Raw genomic sequence first — 17,234 nt, 5'->3', positions numbered from 1 at the left:
TCTGTGGTTGAAAGTCGATGCTACGGCCGTAGGCGAAACGACTCCCAGAGTGGCGTTCCACTCGCAGTATACGGCGTTTTGGGGAAAAACCAGGTCAGCTAAGATGCCAATACAACTTTTCAAAGTGAGGGGTTTTTTAATGGCATTTCAGGACAAAACATTAGTGTGTAAAGAGTGTGGCAAGGAATTTGTCTTCACTGCAGGCGAACAAGAATTTTACGCAGAGAAGGGTTTCGAGAACGAACCCATCAGATGCAAAGACTGCCGCGACGCACGCAAAAAGAAAATGAACGGCAATGGCCAAAGAAAGCAGAACAGACAAATGTATGAAGCAGTTTGCGCCGACTGTGGAGCGACCACACAAGTTCCCTTTAAGCCCAGAAATGATAGACCCGTATACTGCAGCGAATGCTACCAGAACCATCATACGGCCCAAAACGGATATTAATAGGGGAAGTAAAGCCTGGATTTTAAAAGTCCGGGCTTTTTCTATTTGTGATATAATAAAAGACGGAGGTGGGAAGTTGAGCAGCATAAGACTTCAAATATACACAAGAGACAGAATTGGCATGGCTTTAGATATTTTAAGAATACTCTATCGATATGATGTAAACCTGAAGGCTTTAGAAGTGAGCCCGGGCTTAGTATGCATAAAGATAGACTCCAGTCTCCGGATACCGCTATCTGATCTAATAACTCAGCTTCAGGCCGAAGAAGATGTGCTCGAAGTAAAGAAGGTTGAACTTTTGCCCCATGAAAGGCGGGAAAGACATATAAAAGCAGTGCTGGATGCGGCAGGAGAAGGGATAATTGCTGTTGATGATAAGGGAATTATTACAACATTTAACCCGGCGGCAGAAAAAATCCTCAAGATTAAAGCAAAAGACGCTATGGGAAAAAATATCGCTGACCTTATATCACCCGATATCCCCATGCTGAAAACCATAGTTACAGGAGAAAGCTATGACAACGAAGAGATGATTATAAACACCGAAAAGCTCAAGAGCCACTATATCACATCAGGCCGGCCCATTCTCGACGAAGAAGGCAAGCCGATAGGCGCAGTTGCATCATTGAAGGATATAGAAACTGTAATGGAGCTTATTCACGATTTTACTCAGACCCCTATGATTACGTTTGATGAAATTTTAGGAAAAAGCGAGGCTATTACTAAGGCAAAGGAACTTGCAATGATGGTGGCAAAGAGCGATTCTACTGTGCTGATACGGGGAGAAAGCGGCACCGGCAAGGAACTTTTTGCAAGATCGATTCACATGGCAAGCCCCAGAAGAGACAAACCGTTTGTTGCGGTAAACTGTGCAGCCCTGCCTGATGCACTGCTGGAAAGCGAGCTTTTCGGATATGAAGAAGGGGCTTTTACAGGTGCGAAAAAAGGCGGAAAGCAGGGCTTGTTTAAATATGCGGACAAAGGCACTCTGTTTTTAGATGAAATAGGAGAACTTTCAACCCATTTACAGGTAAAACTTCTTCGGGTTCTTCAAGAAAACAAAATCAGGCAAGTAGGGGCAAACGAGGAGATACCGGTGGATGTAAGAATTATAGCAGCCACAAACAGGAATTTAGAAGAACTCATGAAAAATGGCCAATTCCGAGATGACCTGTACTACCGTTTAAATGTAATTCCCCTTGTTATACCTCCGCTGCGAGAGAGAAAAGAAGATATTCCTATATTGGTTCACGCATTTATCAAAAAGATTTCATACAAAATGGGTAAAAAAGTGGAAGGCATAAGCGATGAGGCTATGGAGCTTTTAATAAAATACGAATGGCCCGGAAATATAAGGGAATTGTCTAATGTTATAGAAAGGGCTATAAACTTGTGCGATAATAGAATTGAACCTCAGCATTTATTATTTCGTCATGATGACTTAAAAAGCAATGCCGTAATAAACTCAAAAAGTCAGAGGACTCTAAAGGATATCGTAGCAGAGACTGAAAAGATTGCAATAGTAGAAGCTTTAAAACAGCATAAGAGTATAAGAAAAGCTGCAAAGGCCCTTGGCGTAACTCATGCAACCGTGATAAATAAAATAAAGCAGTACAATATTAATCATGAGGAACTTTAACGGTAAAATTATTTACCAATGGTAGAAATTTTTACCGTTATATTTTTATGTACGGTTAAAAAAATTACCATTAGGGTCATATTATGACCATCTTATGATTGGCACAAGTCTTGCATAATATAATAGTCAGAAATTATAAATTTATTTTTTGGGAGGCTTATCTTATGAATAACATAAAAACAAAAGGCTTTAATACAAAAGCTATTCATGCAGGCCAGAAACCATGTCCTGTAACAGGAGCTCATGTAACACCGATTTATCAGACATCCACCTTTGTGTTTAAAGATGTAGATCAGGGAGCCCGCAGATTTGCAGGGGAAGAGGAAGGCTATATTTACACAAGGCTTGGCAATCCCACGATTTCCGAACTGGAAAAAAAGGTGGCAGTCCTGGAGGGGGGAGAAGAGGCTATTGCAACAGCCTCAGGAATGGCTGCAATTTCCACTGCTCTTGTAACACTGCTTAAAAAGAGCGATCATATTGTAGCCGGAGATGCACTGTATGGATGCACTCACAGCTTTATAAGCGAAATCTTACCTCAGTATGGCATTGAAGTTACAATGGTGGATACATCTAAACTAGAAAATATCGAAAATGCCATGAAGCCTAATACAAAAGTTGTTTATGTTGAGACACCGGCAAACCCCACTATGAAACTGGTAGACCTTAAGGGCGCATCTGAAATAGCTCATAAACACGGCGCATATATTATAACAGACAACACATTTATGTCTCCATACCTGCAAAGACCTATAGAGCATGGCGTAGATGTAGTGGTTCATAGTGCCACAAAATACCTTGGCGGACACGGAGATTTGCTGGCAGGACTTATAGTGGGACCTAAAGAATTATTGGATCCAATGCGCATACCCTACTTAAAGGATTTTGGCGGAATCTTATCGCCTTTTGACGCATGGCTTTTAATGAGGGGAATAAAGACATTGGGAGTAAGAATGGACAGACATTGCGCCAATGCGCAAAAAGTAGCTGAATACCTGGAAAATCATCCTTTAGTAGACAAAGTTTACTATCCCGGACTTCCCTCACATCCCCAATATGAACTTGCCAAACGGCAGATGGATGGATTTGGCGGAATGATAACTTTTGAACTAAAAGGCGGTCTTGAAGCAGGCAAAGTACTGATGAATAGCGTCAAAATGATAACACTTGCAGTGAGCTTAGGATGCGTTGACTCACTTATTCAGCATCCGGCTTCCATGACACATTCACCGGTGCCTCGTGAAGAAAGGTTAAAGGCAGGAATTACTGACGGTCAGGTAAGACTCTCTGTAGGTATTGAAGATGTGGAGGATATAATTGCTGATTTAGATCAGGCATTAAATGAAGTTGCAAAACAAACAAAGTAGGATTAAAACAGATACTGTGGTATAATCTTGTTTGCCGGTCTTATGGGCCGGCAAATTTAAAATAAATTACAAAAAGGAGGATATGAATGAAGAAAGGCAATCCGGTAGCATTACTGCCATTAGTTGTGTTTTTAGTATTATTTTTAGGCTCAGGTTTGTATTTTAATGCTAAGGGCGTAGATTTTGCGTTTTATCAGCTGCCTGCACCTGTCGCAGCCGTTGTTGGAATCATTGTTGCATTTATTGTTTGCAAGGGCACCATGGATGAAAAAATGGATACATTTGTGGCTGGCGTAGGCGAAAGCAATATCATTATAATGTGCATGATTTATCTTTTGGCCGGTGGATTTTCTGCGGTGGCAAGCGCCATGGAAGGCGTGGATTCCACTGTAAATTTCGGACTTTCAGTTATACCTCCCAGACTCATTTTACCCGGACTTTTCATAATTGCCTCATTTGTTGCAACAGCCATGGGAACATCTATGGGAACTATAGGCGCGGTGGCGCCCATTGCAGTAGAAATGGCTGTAAAGGCCCAGCTTCCGGTAGCTTTAGCTGTTGGAGCGGTAGTCGGTGGAGCTATGTTCGGCGACAATCTTTCCATGATATCTGATACAACTATCGCTGCAACTCGCACTCAAGGCTGCGAGATGCGAGACAAATTTATCATGAACTTTTTAATAGCCTTACCTGCGGCAATTGCAACAATAGTTGTAATGACGATTTTTGGTGTAAGCGGAAAAATTCCTACCGATTTAGAGTACAGTTTTATAAAAATCATCCCGTACATATCGGTTTTAGTTCTTGCGTTAGCCGGGATGAATGTTTTCTTGGTCCTTATAATAGGTATTGCATTAGGCGGAGTAATAGGCCTTGCCGAAGGCAGCTTTACTCTTATCGGATACTCTCAAAAAATCTATGAAGGTTTTACATCCATGCAGGAAATATTCATACTTTCCCTTTTGATAGGAGGTCTTGCGGCCTTGATTTCCAAAGAAGGCGGCATAGACTACCTTTTAAATCTTATCAGCAGCAAGATAAAGAGCGTAAAAGGAGCAGAGCTTGGTATTGCAGCTCTTGTATCAGTTGCAGACATCTGTACTGCTAATAATACAGTAGCCATTGTTATAACGGGTCCTATGGCAAAACAGATTGCCGATGAAAATGGTGTGGATCCGCGGCGAAGCGCAAGTATGTTAGATATTTTTTCCTGTGTGTGGCAGGGGATTATACCTTACGGAGCTCAAATGCTTTTAGCAGGCCAGCTGTCCGGCCTTTCACCTATTGAGATAATGCCCACACTCTATTATCCCTATCTTTTAGGCATTACGGCGCTTCTTGCAATAGCTTTTGGATTTCCAAAGGTAAAGGCAAAAGCAAATAACAAAATCGAGGCAGCTGTCTAGCAAGGGAAAACCAAGGCAAAATAAATATTCTATAAAGAAAAGGCCCGGCATCTTAAGATACCGAGCCTTTTCTTCTTACAACAGAACAATTTGCCATATAGCATACCCAAACAAACAAGCTATTTAAATGGGTTCTTTTTTGTTATAATAATAGTTGCTTAAATGCTGCAAAACACGGAGACAATGAAAGGAGAAAATTATGGAATTTCGCGATTTTCATGTGCATCTTGAAAATGGACCCTTTAGTCTTGAATGGATGCAGAAATTTGTAGAAGTGGGTAAAAAGCGAAATGTGGTAGAAATAGGCTTCTCAGAACACGGCCACAGATTTAAGGAGTCAGTTAGTTTACTTGCAAGCGAGGGCTTTAGAGGAGAATGGACACAAAAAGAAGCGACAGAAAGCATCGAAGAATATATAAAAGCAGTAGAAGAAGCAAAAAAATCTGGCTTTCCGGTAAAGTTGGGCATAGAGTTGGATTATGTACCGGAATATGAAAAGGAAATACGCAAATTTTCAAAATCGTACCCCTTTGACTTTGTGATAGGTTCTGTGCATTGGCTGGGAGATTTTGGGTTTGATCATCCCCTTCTAAAGTCTATATGGGAAAAATCCGATGTAAATAAATTATATGAGGATTATTTTTCAGTGCTTATTATGGCTGTAAAATCCGGCATCTTTGATTTTATCGCCCACCCTGATGTAATCAAAGTATTTGGCTATAGAGCAGCAAAAGATATGGCGCCGGTGTACCAGGAACTTGCAAAAACAGCAAAAGATACTGATATATGTATGGAAGTCAGCACTGCCGGGCTTAGAAAACCGGTGGGAGAAATTTATCCATCGCCGGAACTTATGAGCTTTTTTAAGAAATATGATGTTCCCATAATAATTAATTCAGATGCGCACATTCCGGAAGATGTGGGCCGGGATTTCGATAAAGCCCTGGAATTTGCCAAGAGTTTTGGCTATAATAAATTATGTTATTTCGATAAAAGAATCAGAAAAACTATTGATATTTCGTAAAGGAAGATGAAACTTTAATGCTGAATATAGTATTGGTTGAACCTGAGATACCTCAAAATACCGGAAATATCGCAAGAACATGTGCTGCCACAAATTCGGTATTGCACCTTGTAGGGCCTTTAGGTTTTAGCTTGGAGGATAAGTACTTAAAGCGAGCAGGTCTTGACTACTGGCATCTTGTGGATATAAAGTATTATGAAAATTATGCTGAGTTTGAAGAGAAAAACCACGGCACTGACAAATATTTTTTAACTACAAAAGCAAAAAAATGCTATACTGATGTAACTTACGGGCCAAATTCTTATCTTGTGTTTGGAAAAGAGACGGCAGGCCTTCCTATGCAACTCCTGCAGGCCAATTGGGAAAGATGTGTAAGAATACCCATGTCGGATGAGGCAAGGTCTCTTAATCTTTCCAATTCTGTCGCCATTGTGGTATATGAGGCACTGAGACAATTAAAATTTGAAGGCCTTAAAATCATAGGGCCATCGAAAGCATAAAAAGCACCGGTAAAAATACCGGTGCTTTATCAAAATTAAGTTTATACTTTAAATTTACCTACCAATGCTAACAAGTTATCAGCAAGTTTTGCAAGGTCTTGAGCTGCAGCCGATATATTTTCCATGGTTGCAGTCTGTTCTTCGGTAGAAGCAGAAACCTCTTCAGTTCCGGCAGCGGTTTCCTGAGATATACTGGATATGTCTGAAATCATACGGACAATGCCATCAATATGGGTATACTGCTGAGTAAGCTCTTCAGAAATGTTTTTAGCCTGATTAGTAACCTTGTCTATTTCTGCCATTAAAGTATCGATATGTTCGTTGATATCTTGAATCAATTCTTGTCCTTCCTCGACTTCGCGCTTACTTTTTGACATTGAGTCTACAGCGACTTTACTGCTTGTTTGTATAGTTTTTACTATGTCAGAGATTTCTTTTGCCGCCTTTCCGGACTGCTCAGCAAGCTTTCTTACCTCATCTGCCACCACCGCAAAACCGCGGCCGTGTTCTCCTGCTCTGGCAGCTTCAATGGATGCATTAAGAGCCAATAGATTAGTCTGATCAACGATTTCTCGGATAATATTAGTTATATTGCCTATTTCGTGAAGCCTTGTATCCAACTCTTTCATTATATTGTTTGATTCATCTACAGAGATTTTTATTGAATCCATTTTGTTTGTTGATTGACGGATTTTTTGCTGACTTTCCTGAGCCTTTTGCGCCATATTCTCAGCGGATTTTACAGTTAGATTGACATTTTCCTCAACTCTGCCGTTGGAAATCACCAGTTCATTTACAACCTCAGATATTTCTTCCAGCTTTTTAGCCTGGTCATTTGCACCTATAGCGATTTGTTCTATAGCCTCGGCCACTTGCTGTGCAGACAGCGAACTTTGCTCAGCGCCGGAGGCAAGTTCAGATGCTGAAGCAGAAAGGTTTTTCGCAGCTTGAATAACCTCTTGCACCAGTTTTTTAAGGTTCAAGGTCATTGCGTCAAACAAAAGTGCAAGAGCGCCTATTTCACTGTTGTCCGAGAGAGCTACAGTTTGCGTAAGATCATTATTTGTGACACTCTGCGTTATTCTAAGCAAAGACTGCATCGGTTTTGTTATCAGATTGCCGAGAAACATGCCTAGGGCCAAGCTGACAATAAGTACGATTAATGATATAATTATAACCGATTTAGTGATAGCAGAAACAGGGGCAAAGGCTTCTGATACAGGCTGCTGCACGAATATTCCCCAGCCAAGCAGCTTATAATTGCCAAATGCAATAAAATACTCTTTGCCTTGATCGCTTTTATATGTAATAAAGCCCTTTTCGGAGGTTAAGGCTTTCTTTACAAAATCATACTTTGAGTAATTTTCATGTGCCTTAACTATCTTATAATCTTTATGAGCAATTACAGTACCGTCCTTATCGGTAATAAAAGCAAAGCCGTTATCTCCTATTTTCATGTTCATTACTGTTCTAGTCAAATTAACCAGCGACACATCAGCGCAAATAACGCCTACCGGTTCGCCTGTGTCAGATAAGACTATATTTGAAATAGATATTATAGAATTTCCGGATAGCTCATCTATTCTGACATTTGATATGTAATTTCCTTTTACCGCCAAAGCCCCTTTATACCATTCCTCATTGGCTACGTTAAAGCCTTCAGGGAATGTGGCGTAAGGAATCGCAAAAACACTATTGTCCTTGACGTTTGCCACATAAACGCGCAAAATCTGAGCATTTTGTTGAGTTACATCATATAAGAATGGGGAAATTTGAGTTTCGTCCATACTTCTTAATGTTTTAGTACTTGCAACAAAAGAAACAAGGTTTTTATTTTGTTCGACAAAAAGGTCGATGTTTTGGGCAAGATTGTCCACAATTATACTTGCTTTTTCTTGTATCTCGTCCTTTACCGAATTTCCTGCTATCTGTGTTGCAACAATACCTAGGCATATCGTAGGAATAAGTGCCATAACAATAAAAAAGACTGCCAATTTGGTTTTTAAGCTGCTTTTGACTTTAGTTTCGGCAAGCTTTAATTTTTTAGACTCTGTCTTGCCTTTTTTAGGTAGCTTTGGAAACTTGAGCTTTGATTTCAAGGTAAAACCCCCTTAGTTTGATTGTTATAATTTAAATTTTTATATAAATCTCAATAATTTTTGCTTTTTATAGGAGAAGTTGGTTAAATTGTAATCTTTTTACTAATTATATCTAATTGTGTAATATTATACAAGTAAAACCATATCATCGGAAAATTTTAGCAAACGTACACCTTTATGAAAGAATTGTGGTTTTGCAAGAACGGAGGAGATTAAGTGAAAGAAAAAAACAGACCTGTTTTGGAAATTGGCAGCCACTTAGAATTGGAAATTGAAAAGATGGCCCATGAAGGACAGGGAATCGGGAAAGTTGGAGAATTTACCGTATTTGTGGAAGGAGCAATAACAGGCGAAAAGTGTATCGCAAAAATAAATAAAGTAAAGAAGGATTATGCAATTGCCGAAGCGATTCAAATATTGGAGCCTTCCAAGGAACGCTGCAGCCCGCCCTGCAAATATATAAGCCAATGCGGCGGGTGCGACCTTCAGCATTTGACATATGAGGGACAGCTTCGATTTAAAACATTGAAGGTCAGTGACAGCCTTAGGCGAATCGGCCATATTAACGCGGAAGTTTTGGACACTATAGGAATGGAACAGCCCTGGTATTACAGAAACAAATCCCAGTACCCGGTGGGACTTCAAAATGGCAAGCCCATAATCGGTTTTTACAAAAAAAGAAGCCATGATATAGTAGATCTAGATAATTGCATGATTCAGCACCCTATTGCAAATAATATTATGCTAGCTGCAAAGGAATGGATAAAAGAGTATAACATATCAGTTTATGATGAAACAAAGCATGAGGGACTGCTGAGACATGTAGGGGCTAGGGTAGGTTTTAACAGTAAAGAAGTGATGGTAATTCTTACCGTAAATGGCAGAAAGATTCCTTTTGCAGATAAATTAATAGAAATGTTAAAAGGCAGAATACCTGGTTTTAAAAGCTTGATTTTCAATGTAAACACTCAAAAAACAAATATTATAATGGGAAAAGAGAACATTTTGTTATACGGCGAGCCTAATATTTTTGAGTATTTATGTGATACAAAATTTCAAATATCGCCGGTTTCGTTCTTTCAGGTAAATTCGATACAGGCCGAAGTTCTTTACAGCAAAGTGATGGAATACGCAAATATTGGTAAAGATGAAACGGTCATCGATGTTTACTGCGGCACAGGAACCATTACATTACTTCTTGCCAAAAGAGCGAAAAAAGCTTATGGAATCGAAATAGTTTCCCAAGCTGTAGAAGACGCTAAAGTAAATGCTGCAATAAACCATATTAAAAATACTGAGTTTATAAAGGGAGCAGCAGAAAAGATTTTACCTGAAATGGCCAAAGCAGGTATAAGGCCGGATGTTATAGTCACAGATCCGCCCCGCAGCGGCTGTGAGCAAAAAGCACTGGAAGCCATAGTAGAAATTTCTCCAAAAAGAATAGTATACGTTTCGTGCAACCCTGCAACTTTGGCAAGAGACCTTCGCTACTTAGAAGATAATGGATACATCACACAAAAAGTTCAGCCTATAGATATGTTTCCCCAGACAAGTCACGTTGAGTGCGTCACATTGATGTCAAAGGTTGAGAAATAAAAAACTGAAAAGCTTGTAAATAAAGGGTTTCCAGACATTTAGTTTTTCTCGAGGCCGATCTGCTGGATGTGGCAATGTCAGGAAACCCTTATTTTTATTGTTTGCGGGAACATATCAACCACCCTGAAAATTAATAGTTGAGTTACCAGATTAGATAACCCCCTTTTTTATAGGGGGTTGAGGATACAGGATGGATGTAAATCAAATAAAAACTTATCAATAACTTATATCAATGCGATATATTATAAAAGTCGGTTCATATCTTCATCAAACTCTTTACGTCTTAAATCCCTGTTAAAGAAATGGAATCCCCAAATCCTGTAATTATTGTCGTCTGCAAATTTAACTATAGGAATCGCATTTGACTCAAGTTGCAATAAAAAATCTTCTTTCCAACTATCATTTTTGACAAGGTGGGTACCTTTCGGCTCAATAAATATCTGTAGTTGCTCATACCCATTAACTTTAGGCGAATGTAAAAATAATAGATAATCTGGTTCGAAGCGTTCACCACCATCAAAAGAATATATTGCTAATTGACGTTCATTTCGTATTAGATAAACTTTATCATACTTAGCTTTTAGTTTATCGACATACTGCTTAAAATACGCAATAAATGCTTTTTCTTCCGATGTTCCATAGTTATCTTCAAACACAAACCAATCTTCTTTAGATAAATCAAGCTTCCAGGCCATAGGAACAGTATTATCGTTTTGTGAAACACCTAAGCCTCCATCGGTAGGATTAGTATAATTTACCCGCTTATCTTTAAATACCTCTCGAATATATTTTGCCATGAATGTTTTAGAACCTTCATAAGTTTCTTCAATATTAGAGATTGAAGTAGCTATTTTTTTCAAAACATTGACGCAAGCCACATAAAGGATAGCAGGTGAAGGATCCTCATATCTTGATGTAATATCTATTTTTACATTTCCAAGATACTTATCGTCAAAGATAAATTGGTTAATAGATTTTAATTGTGGGAAATAGCTTTTTAGTCTATTGAACTTAAACACATCATACTTACGAAGAGCTCGATGTACAATCGAATAATTAATCCTCGCTATTTCAGCAAAAGATGTATGTTTAGTGTATGTTGTTGTTACCGAACTCTCTTTTGTTCCTTCTTCGCCTAACATTAATGTATCCTCAGCTGCTCGTCCAGTTGCAATAGTAACATCATATGTATGATTGCGTATAGTAGGTGAAAGACCGGTAACCTCTGATCTGCTTTTTATTAGTCTTTCATTATAGAATACATATCCTTGCTGATAAAGCGGATCTGCCTTAAACTCATCCTTTAATTTATATGTTCTAGTGACTGTGTTTTCCATATCGATACCAATCTCTTTTAGCGCCCTATATAATTCGGCAATATAACGAGATTCGTTTTGACAATGATAATATAGTTCCTCACAGATGCGAAGGGGGTGATCCAAATCTTTATCGAATTTTCGCTGATATTTATTCTGCCATTCTTCCAACTTAAACGGATAATACCTTGCTCCTCGTCCTATAAGCTGTGCTTCTGCTATTGTCGTTTTCCCGGGGATGCCATTCTTGGCATCTCGAGTTTCATAAAGACGTACAATGTCAAACAAATTTAGTACATCCCAACCTTCATCTAGTTTTCTTACTTCAAAAATTGCTCGGTAAGGATTATTAGCATCTTCAAGCGAATTGACAATTATTTGATTCTTTTCGGCCTCAGCATCTTCGTTAACTGAAAGACACTTATCCTCCCCAAAAGCTTCTTTTAGTTCTTGTGCTAATTGCTCAAAGGTTATTCCGTTTTTTTCAAAATACGAATAAACCTTTTTCATAGTATCTATTTCCGTAATATCTGCCAGTCGTTCTAGTACTGAACCATTCAGATTTTTTATGGTATCAATAAACTCTTTCATAAACGCTTTGCTTTCAGCAATAGTCTTAGCCTTAAATAGAACGACTGGTTTACATCTTATGCGAAAATCTTCGAATATTTTTAAGCGGTATTGACTTAATACTATCGCCTGTAATGCTCGTTCCATAATTGATATGTCAGAACGCATAGTACGTATTTCCTTTGAGTATCCATCGTCTCTAAATTTTTTTAGAGGATAATCGAATATTATTTTGTTCTCATACTCGCGTTTTATATTTTCGTTTGCAAGGTCACATGTTGCAGTAAATTCGAGTAATACATTTTGATTGTTCATTTCAAAAATACTCTTAACTGTACTTTCCCAGCTCCTATAATTTTCAATTTCTTCTTTGTTGCCGCGGCGAGTATCAACATTGAGATGGTGGGCTTCGTCCGATATAAGAACTATTTTATTATCACGAAAATCATCTATAGAAACAGAGTTTTCTTTGACAAACCATATATCTGAATGAAGCCCTTGTATAGTTGTAAAGCAAATATTTATCGCATTCGGATCGCTTGCTTGGAAGTTATTAACTTCACGAATTTTAACTTTTTCTCCATCAATATTAATTTCATCAGCAAAAAGATACTTCGATGAAGTACGATTTAAGAAATTTTCTTTTGTTTTTTGTACTATATTAGATAGATTTACAAAAAATAGAAAATTTCTATATCCCTGTTTAAAAAGATATAGCATAAGTCCTGCCATAATTAGCGTTTTTCCACTACCGGTTGCCATATGAAAAAGTGTCTGTGTTGGCTTTCTACAAAGTGCTTCATTTTCAAAATATGTTATAAAATTACAAAAAGCATCTTTTTGATACGGGCGTAATTCAAAAGATGGATTCAGATTATCAGGAATGTATTTTGGTAATTCTTTGTATGCTCCAAAATTCTTTGCTTGTTCGATTTGCTCGTATAGGTACACTATTATACCCCCTCGTAAAAGCTTTTTGTAAATGCCTTGTCAGCGTCTGAAATATTATAATCTTCATCATCAATATCACAGTAATTAACGTAAAGTTGATTTTTATCTAGTAGCTCCATAAATAAACGCTTTTTTTCTTCAAATGAGAGAGATTTAAAATCCTCTGCTTCAGGATTAATGTCTTTAGGATTTACATAGCAACTTATAAAACCGGTCTTTTTTATTTCACGCCAAATATCAGCAAGCTCTTTATCATTTTCAGCAGTTTGTATTCGGTCAGCAAAATTTTGATTTAGCTTTGCAAGCTCACAATATACGAAAGAACCGCCACCTTGCCAGTTAACATCTTTGGAAATACCAGTATTATTGCCTTTAATAACATCAACTAATCTGTTCACTACGAATTCATCTATATAGTCCATTTGTTCTACACCTATATATCGGCGATTCATTTTGTGTGCAACCGACGCTGTTGTACCAGTACCAAGATGGAAATCTAAGACCAAATCTCCTTCATCTGTGCACATCTCTAGAATACGCTTAATTAACGCTTCTGGTTTCTGCCCACCAGTAAAGGCTCGAATGATTTCTGTATGCTTAGCTTGATTTTCTTTATATGCACGAGGATCGGCATATACTTGTTTTATATCTGTCCATACAGTTGACAATGGAATACCTTTGCTTTCGTCTAGATATTGTTTTTCCCAAATTGTATTACCGTTTTCATCTTTTCCACGCTGACGTTTTTGATATACTCGACCATCTTCATCTTTATATTTAAACCAATCTGCTATATATTTCTCACTATAAGGTGTGTAAACTCTATACTGTTTTCTTGAAGGATAGTCTTTACAATAATGAAGTATATAGTCATGAATATTAACGGGTTTAGGAGTTGCAGCTCTTCCACCAGATGGAGAACCATATGCCCAGATTAATTCTTCTACGAAATTATTTTCCCCCAAAATTTCATCACATAGCACTTTTAAGTAATGAGATTGATTTACATCTATATGTATAAATATATTGCGTCCCTGGTTAATAATTTCTGAGCAATAGTCAATCGGTTTTTCATAAATGTAAGCCATGTTGAACGACTAAATTTATCATTATAATTGAAGCTATCATTTCCTGTATTAAAAGGCGGATCTATATAAATACAATTTACTCTGCCTTCATATCTTTTCAATAATGAAGCAATAGCAAGAAGATTGTTACCTTTAATTATAAGGTTATCGGTATCTTTAAACTCTGTAATCGATTCTTCTCCGTCAGCAGTATAACGTTTTGCATTTGTGAACACCTTAGGATAAAGAAGCCTGTCCACTTCATCCGGTGCAAGTGTTTCATTATAGAATATCTCATCACGCTTTTGATCTTCTTTCGTTTGTCCTCCTTCAAGAACGCAGTCTTTATAAGGGAAAACGAGTACAACATCCTTTGAGGTAGATATGTACTCATCCCGGCTATTTACAAGACCAATTTTATTTTTATAACGAGTATATGAGTCAGGCAAGAATTGCCTATTATTGATAACCCAACCGAAGCCGACTTTATCAAAAACGAGAACACCTTCAACGTCGGCAAAAAAGCGCTTTTTTGTTTCTTCGTTAGATAAAAGCAATTTAATGAGTTTTGAATCCATTTGCATTGCTGCCTCGTATACGGAATTGCGAAGCAATTCCCCGTTATCAGTAAAAAAACGTTGATCCTGTTTTAGTACTTCAAGAACAGTATTAAAAAATTGATTATACATCTTTATAACCTCACTTTAAAAATTTTATTAATTTATGTTTTTTTCATAATAATTCAATTAGCGTCATTGTTGCTTAACTATTAAGTAAAAGCTGTTGCTACCTATTCATCTGGCTCAATCTCCATAATATCGGAAATATCACACTTTAATGCCTTGCAAATCTTCACAAGCACATCGGTCGTAACATTTTCGTTTTTACCCAGTTTTGCCATTGAAGATGTACTAATACCAGCCGCTTCTCTTAAGTCTTTCTTTTTCATATCTTTATCAATTAAGAGTTTCCATAGTTTTTTATAGCTTACGGCCATAATTGTCACCTCGCTCGATATAAAGATACCATAAAGTAGTCCAAAACACAATAAAAATTTGAGCTCGCGTATTTTTATTGTGTTTTACGCAATTTATGTTATAATTTACATAAGAAAATATTTGGTCTAGAATGATGATATGTAATCAGGGAGGTACGGTATGGCAAGTGTCAGCTCGTTCAGAGATGTTATTGCAAACATGTATTACAATGATCTCTTTGACGAATTGTCTGAATATATAGAGGACAACCCGGATAAGCTTGAATCCAACTCATACCATGTGCAATCACCGGATGAAGCAGCATTATCTGATTTTGACATCATAACGATAGATATAACCGACTCGCCAGGTAACAGTATTTTATTTGACGTAATTGTTTCTGCCGAAATTGAAATTGCAGAAACAGTACGAAGGAATCGCGAGACTGATGGTATAGAACAATGGTTCCGTATCTCCTGCAGAGCTGACCTTGATGACGGAATTCAGAATTTTCAAATCAACTCTGTTTCAATATACAACAAGTACAGAGAAAGCAAATTGGGCCGACTGTCTGAGTATTTAGTGCCAATTATAGAAAAGGAACAGTTTGACGATGTTGCTACCGAGTTTCTAAGTGAATTTTGCCCGGAAGCATTAAGTACTCCTATGCCTATTCCGGTAGATGAAGTAGTGAAAAGAATGGGGCTTAAGGTTAAGGAAATCCAGTTAACAAAGCATTTCACTATATTTGGTCAAATAGTTTTTGGAGATTGTACGATAGAATATTTCGACAGAAATGAAAGAACATATAAGCCTTTGGAAGTTTCAAGAGGAACAATTCTCGTGGATCCTAATGTGTATTTCATGCGAAACGTAGGGTGCATGAACAATACCATTATTCATGAGTGTGTTCACTGGTATAAGCATAGAAAATACCATGAGTTAGTTAAGACATATAACAGCGATGCTTTACTCATAAGCTGCAGGGTAAACGAAACAACTAAATACAAAAAGCAATGGACGCCAGAAGACTGGATGGAATGGCATGCTAACGGAATCGCACCTCGCATCCTTATGCCTAAATCAATGACCATTAAAAAGATTGAGGAGCTAATTAAAAAGAATGAGCTCCTTTTTGGTAATCACGACAGGTTAAATATAATGGAAAATGTCGTGTATGAATTAGCTGACTTCTTCCAGGTGTCAAGGATAGCAGCCAAAATAAGGATGCTTGACCTCGGATATAAGGAAGTTGAAGGTGTATATACCTACGTAGATGACCATTTTATCAGCAATTATACATTTAAGGCAGACTCATTACATAAAAACCAAACATATAGTATTAGCCTAAGCGATTCATTTTTTGAATACTATGCAAATCCTGAATTTGCAAAGATTATAGACAGCGGTAATTTTATTTATGTTGACGGTCATTACGTTATTAACGACTCTAAATACATTAAAAGGTTAGAAAATGGAAGCCTTGATCTTACAGACTATGCAAAACTGCATGTAGATGAATGCTGTCTTCTGTTTGATTTAAAGCTAAATAAAGCCTCCAAAATGGACATTGTAGTATACCTCGATTCTATAATGTTCCGTAAAGCTACACCGGATTATAACAGAGTGCCGACATTTAACCCGGACAAGCATAATATGGAAGTATTTAATCGTTCAGAAGAGCTAAAGAAGTTTCACGAAGAATTCGTCGAAGAAGGTCAGCATTTGAGCCGTACAACCCAGACATTTTCCCAAGCGGTATACGGACATATCAAAAGGAAAGGCTACAATAAGGTTGTTTTTATTGAAAAGACTTTGCTTTCAGGAAAAACATATGACAGAATAAAAAATAATGAACTTAACAATCCAACTTTAGAAACCGTTGTTGCAATCTGCATCGGATTGGAGCTTAGCCCTACATACAGTGAAGAGATATTAAGGCTTGCCGGATATACTCTCAATAACACTCCACAGCAATTGGCGTATAAAAAGCTTATCCATTCGTATAGAGGGCATTCAATATATGAATGCAATGAAGTTTTGGAAGCCTTGAGACTTTCCCCTCTTTGTGCAAAGGCATATAAAGAAATGATAAGTTAAAAAAATTGTTGGACTTCTGAAGTCCAACTTTTTATATTTTAAACCGGCTATTATAATGAGATTTTAAGCCATTATGCAAAAAAGGCGCAAAAACCTTACTGCATAATGGCTATTTTTTTGCCAAAATCATGGACTTTAGATGTCCGGACAGGCTTTAACAATTCAAGTAGCATT

Annotated in this window: 11 protein-coding genes and 1 pseudogene; 8 read left to right on the top strand and 4 right to left on the bottom strand. The window is 37.6% G+C overall.

Annotated elements, in window-relative coordinates; genetic code table 11:
• The first annotated feature begins 139 nt into the window (after positions 1–139).
• The 6 genes from TSYNT_RS01640 (at position 140) to trmL (ending at position 6,384) form a co-directional block, all read left to right on the top strand.
• Positions 140–448, top strand: coding sequence for a zinc-ribbon domain containing protein (locus TSYNT_RS01640; protein ID WP_059031688.1), 309 nt, complete (start codon positions 140–142; stop codon positions 446–448).
• 76 nt (positions 449–524) lie between these two features.
• Entirely contained in the window at positions 525–2,087 is a 1,563-nt protein-coding gene (locus tag TSYNT_RS01635; RefSeq protein WP_059031421.1) for a sigma 54-interacting transcriptional regulator, read from the top strand.
• A 164-nt stretch (positions 2,088–2,251) separates the two neighbouring features.
• Positions 2,252–3,454: a methionine gamma-lyase gene (megL, locus tag TSYNT_RS01630; RefSeq protein WP_059031420.1), complete on the top strand. Its 1,203-nt coding sequence runs from the start codon at positions 2,252–2,254 to the stop codon at positions 3,452–3,454.
• Positions 3,455–3,540: 86 nt separating this feature from the next.
• Entirely contained in the window at positions 3,541–4,860 is a 1,320-nt protein-coding gene (locus TSYNT_RS01625; protein WP_059031419.1) for a Na+/H+ antiporter NhaC family protein, read from the top strand.
• A 199-nt stretch (positions 4,861–5,059) separates the two neighbouring features.
• Complete coding sequence (locus tag TSYNT_RS01620; RefSeq protein WP_059031418.1) at positions 5,060–5,884, top strand: histidinol-phosphatase; 825 nt, start codon at positions 5,060–5,062, stop codon at positions 5,882–5,884.
• Between the two features lie 17 nt (positions 5,885–5,901).
• The gene (gene trmL / locus TSYNT_RS01615) at positions 5,902–6,384 is read left to right on the top strand and encodes a tRNA (uridine(34)/cytosine(34)/5-carboxymethylaminomethyluridine(34)-2'-O)-methyltransferase TrmL (RefSeq protein WP_059031417.1); all 483 of its coding nucleotides are present in this window, start codon (positions 5,902–5,904) and stop codon (positions 6,382–6,384) included.
• 41 nt (positions 6,385–6,425) lie between these two features.
• On the opposite strand, the gene TSYNT_RS01610 is transcribed toward trmL, so the two are convergent.
• Positions 6,426–8,483: a methyl-accepting chemotaxis protein gene (locus TSYNT_RS01610; protein WP_059031416.1), complete on the bottom strand. Its 2,058-nt coding sequence runs from the start codon at positions 8,481–8,483 to the stop codon at positions 6,426–6,428.
• Positions 8,484–8,699: 216 nt separating this feature from the next.
• Between TSYNT_RS01610 and rlmD the strand changes: the two genes are divergently transcribed.
• On the top strand, positions 8,700–10,079 hold the full coding sequence (gene rlmD, locus TSYNT_RS01605) for a 23S rRNA (uracil(1939)-C(5))-methyltransferase RlmD (RefSeq protein ID WP_083497599.1): 1,380 nt from the start codon (positions 8,700–8,702) through the stop codon (positions 10,077–10,079).
• A gap of 242 nt (positions 10,080–10,321) precedes the next feature.
• On the opposite strand, the gene TSYNT_RS01600 is transcribed toward rlmD, so the two are convergent.
• From TSYNT_RS01600 to TSYNT_RS01590, 3 genes and pseudogenes are all read right to left on the bottom strand, one after another.
• Positions 10,322–12,916 carry a DEAD/DEAH box helicase family protein gene (locus tag TSYNT_RS01600; RefSeq protein ID WP_083497598.1) on the bottom strand — a complete coding sequence of 865 codons (2,595 nt, stop codon included), beginning with the start codon at positions 12,914–12,916 and terminating at the stop codon, positions 10,322–10,324.
• A 2-nt stretch (positions 12,917–12,918) separates the two neighbouring features.
• Positions 12,919–14,561: pseudogene (locus TSYNT_RS11890) on the bottom strand (DNA methyltransferase).
• 212 nt (positions 14,562–14,773) lie between these two features.
• Positions 14,774–14,980 (bottom strand): helix-turn-helix domain-containing protein, encoded by a 207-nt coding sequence (locus tag TSYNT_RS01590; protein ID WP_004400044.1) that lies wholly within the window; start codon positions 14,978–14,980, stop codon positions 14,774–14,776.
• Between the two features lie 160 nt (positions 14,981–15,140).
• Between TSYNT_RS01590 and TSYNT_RS01585 the strand changes: the two genes are divergently transcribed.
• The gene (locus TSYNT_RS01585) at positions 15,141–17,060 is read left to right on the top strand and encodes an ImmA/IrrE family metallo-endopeptidase (RefSeq protein WP_059031414.1); all 1,920 of its coding nucleotides are present in this window, start codon (positions 15,141–15,143) and stop codon (positions 17,058–17,060) included.
• The last annotated feature ends 174 nt before the right edge of the window (positions 17,061–17,234 follow it).

Source organism: Tepidanaerobacter syntrophicus, from assembly GCF_001485475.2.
Lineage (GTDB): Bacteria > Bacillota > Thermosediminibacteria > Thermosediminibacterales > Tepidanaerobacteraceae > Tepidanaerobacter > Tepidanaerobacter syntrophicus.
This window is presented reverse-complemented; position numbering and strand designations above follow the sequence as displayed.

Bases quoted from the DNA above. Each gene is read 5' to 3' on its own strand.
- TSYNT_RS01640 (WP_059031688.1), top strand. From the start codon at position 140: ATGGCATTTCAGGACAAAACATTAGTGTGTAAAGAGTGTGGCAAGGAA.
- megL (WP_059031420.1), top strand. From the start codon at position 2,252: ATGAATAACATAAAAACAAAAGGCTTTAATACAAAAGCTATTCATGCA.
- TSYNT_RS01625 (WP_059031419.1), top strand. From the start codon at position 3,541: ATGAAGAAAGGCAATCCGGTAGCATTACTGCCATTAGTTGTGTTTTTA.
- TSYNT_RS01620 (WP_059031418.1), top strand. From the start codon at position 5,060: ATGGAATTTCGCGATTTTCATGTGCATCTTGAAAATGGACCCTTTAGT.
- trmL (WP_059031417.1), top strand. From the start codon at position 5,902: ATGCTGAATATAGTATTGGTTGAACCTGAGATACCTCAAAATACCGGA.
- TSYNT_RS01590 (WP_004400044.1), bottom strand. From the start codon at position 14,980: ATGGCCGTAAGCTATAAAAAACTATGGAAACTCTTAATTGATAAAGAT.
- TSYNT_RS01585 (WP_059031414.1), top strand. From the start codon at position 15,141: ATGGCAAGTGTCAGCTCGTTCAGAGATGTTATTGCAAACATGTATTAC.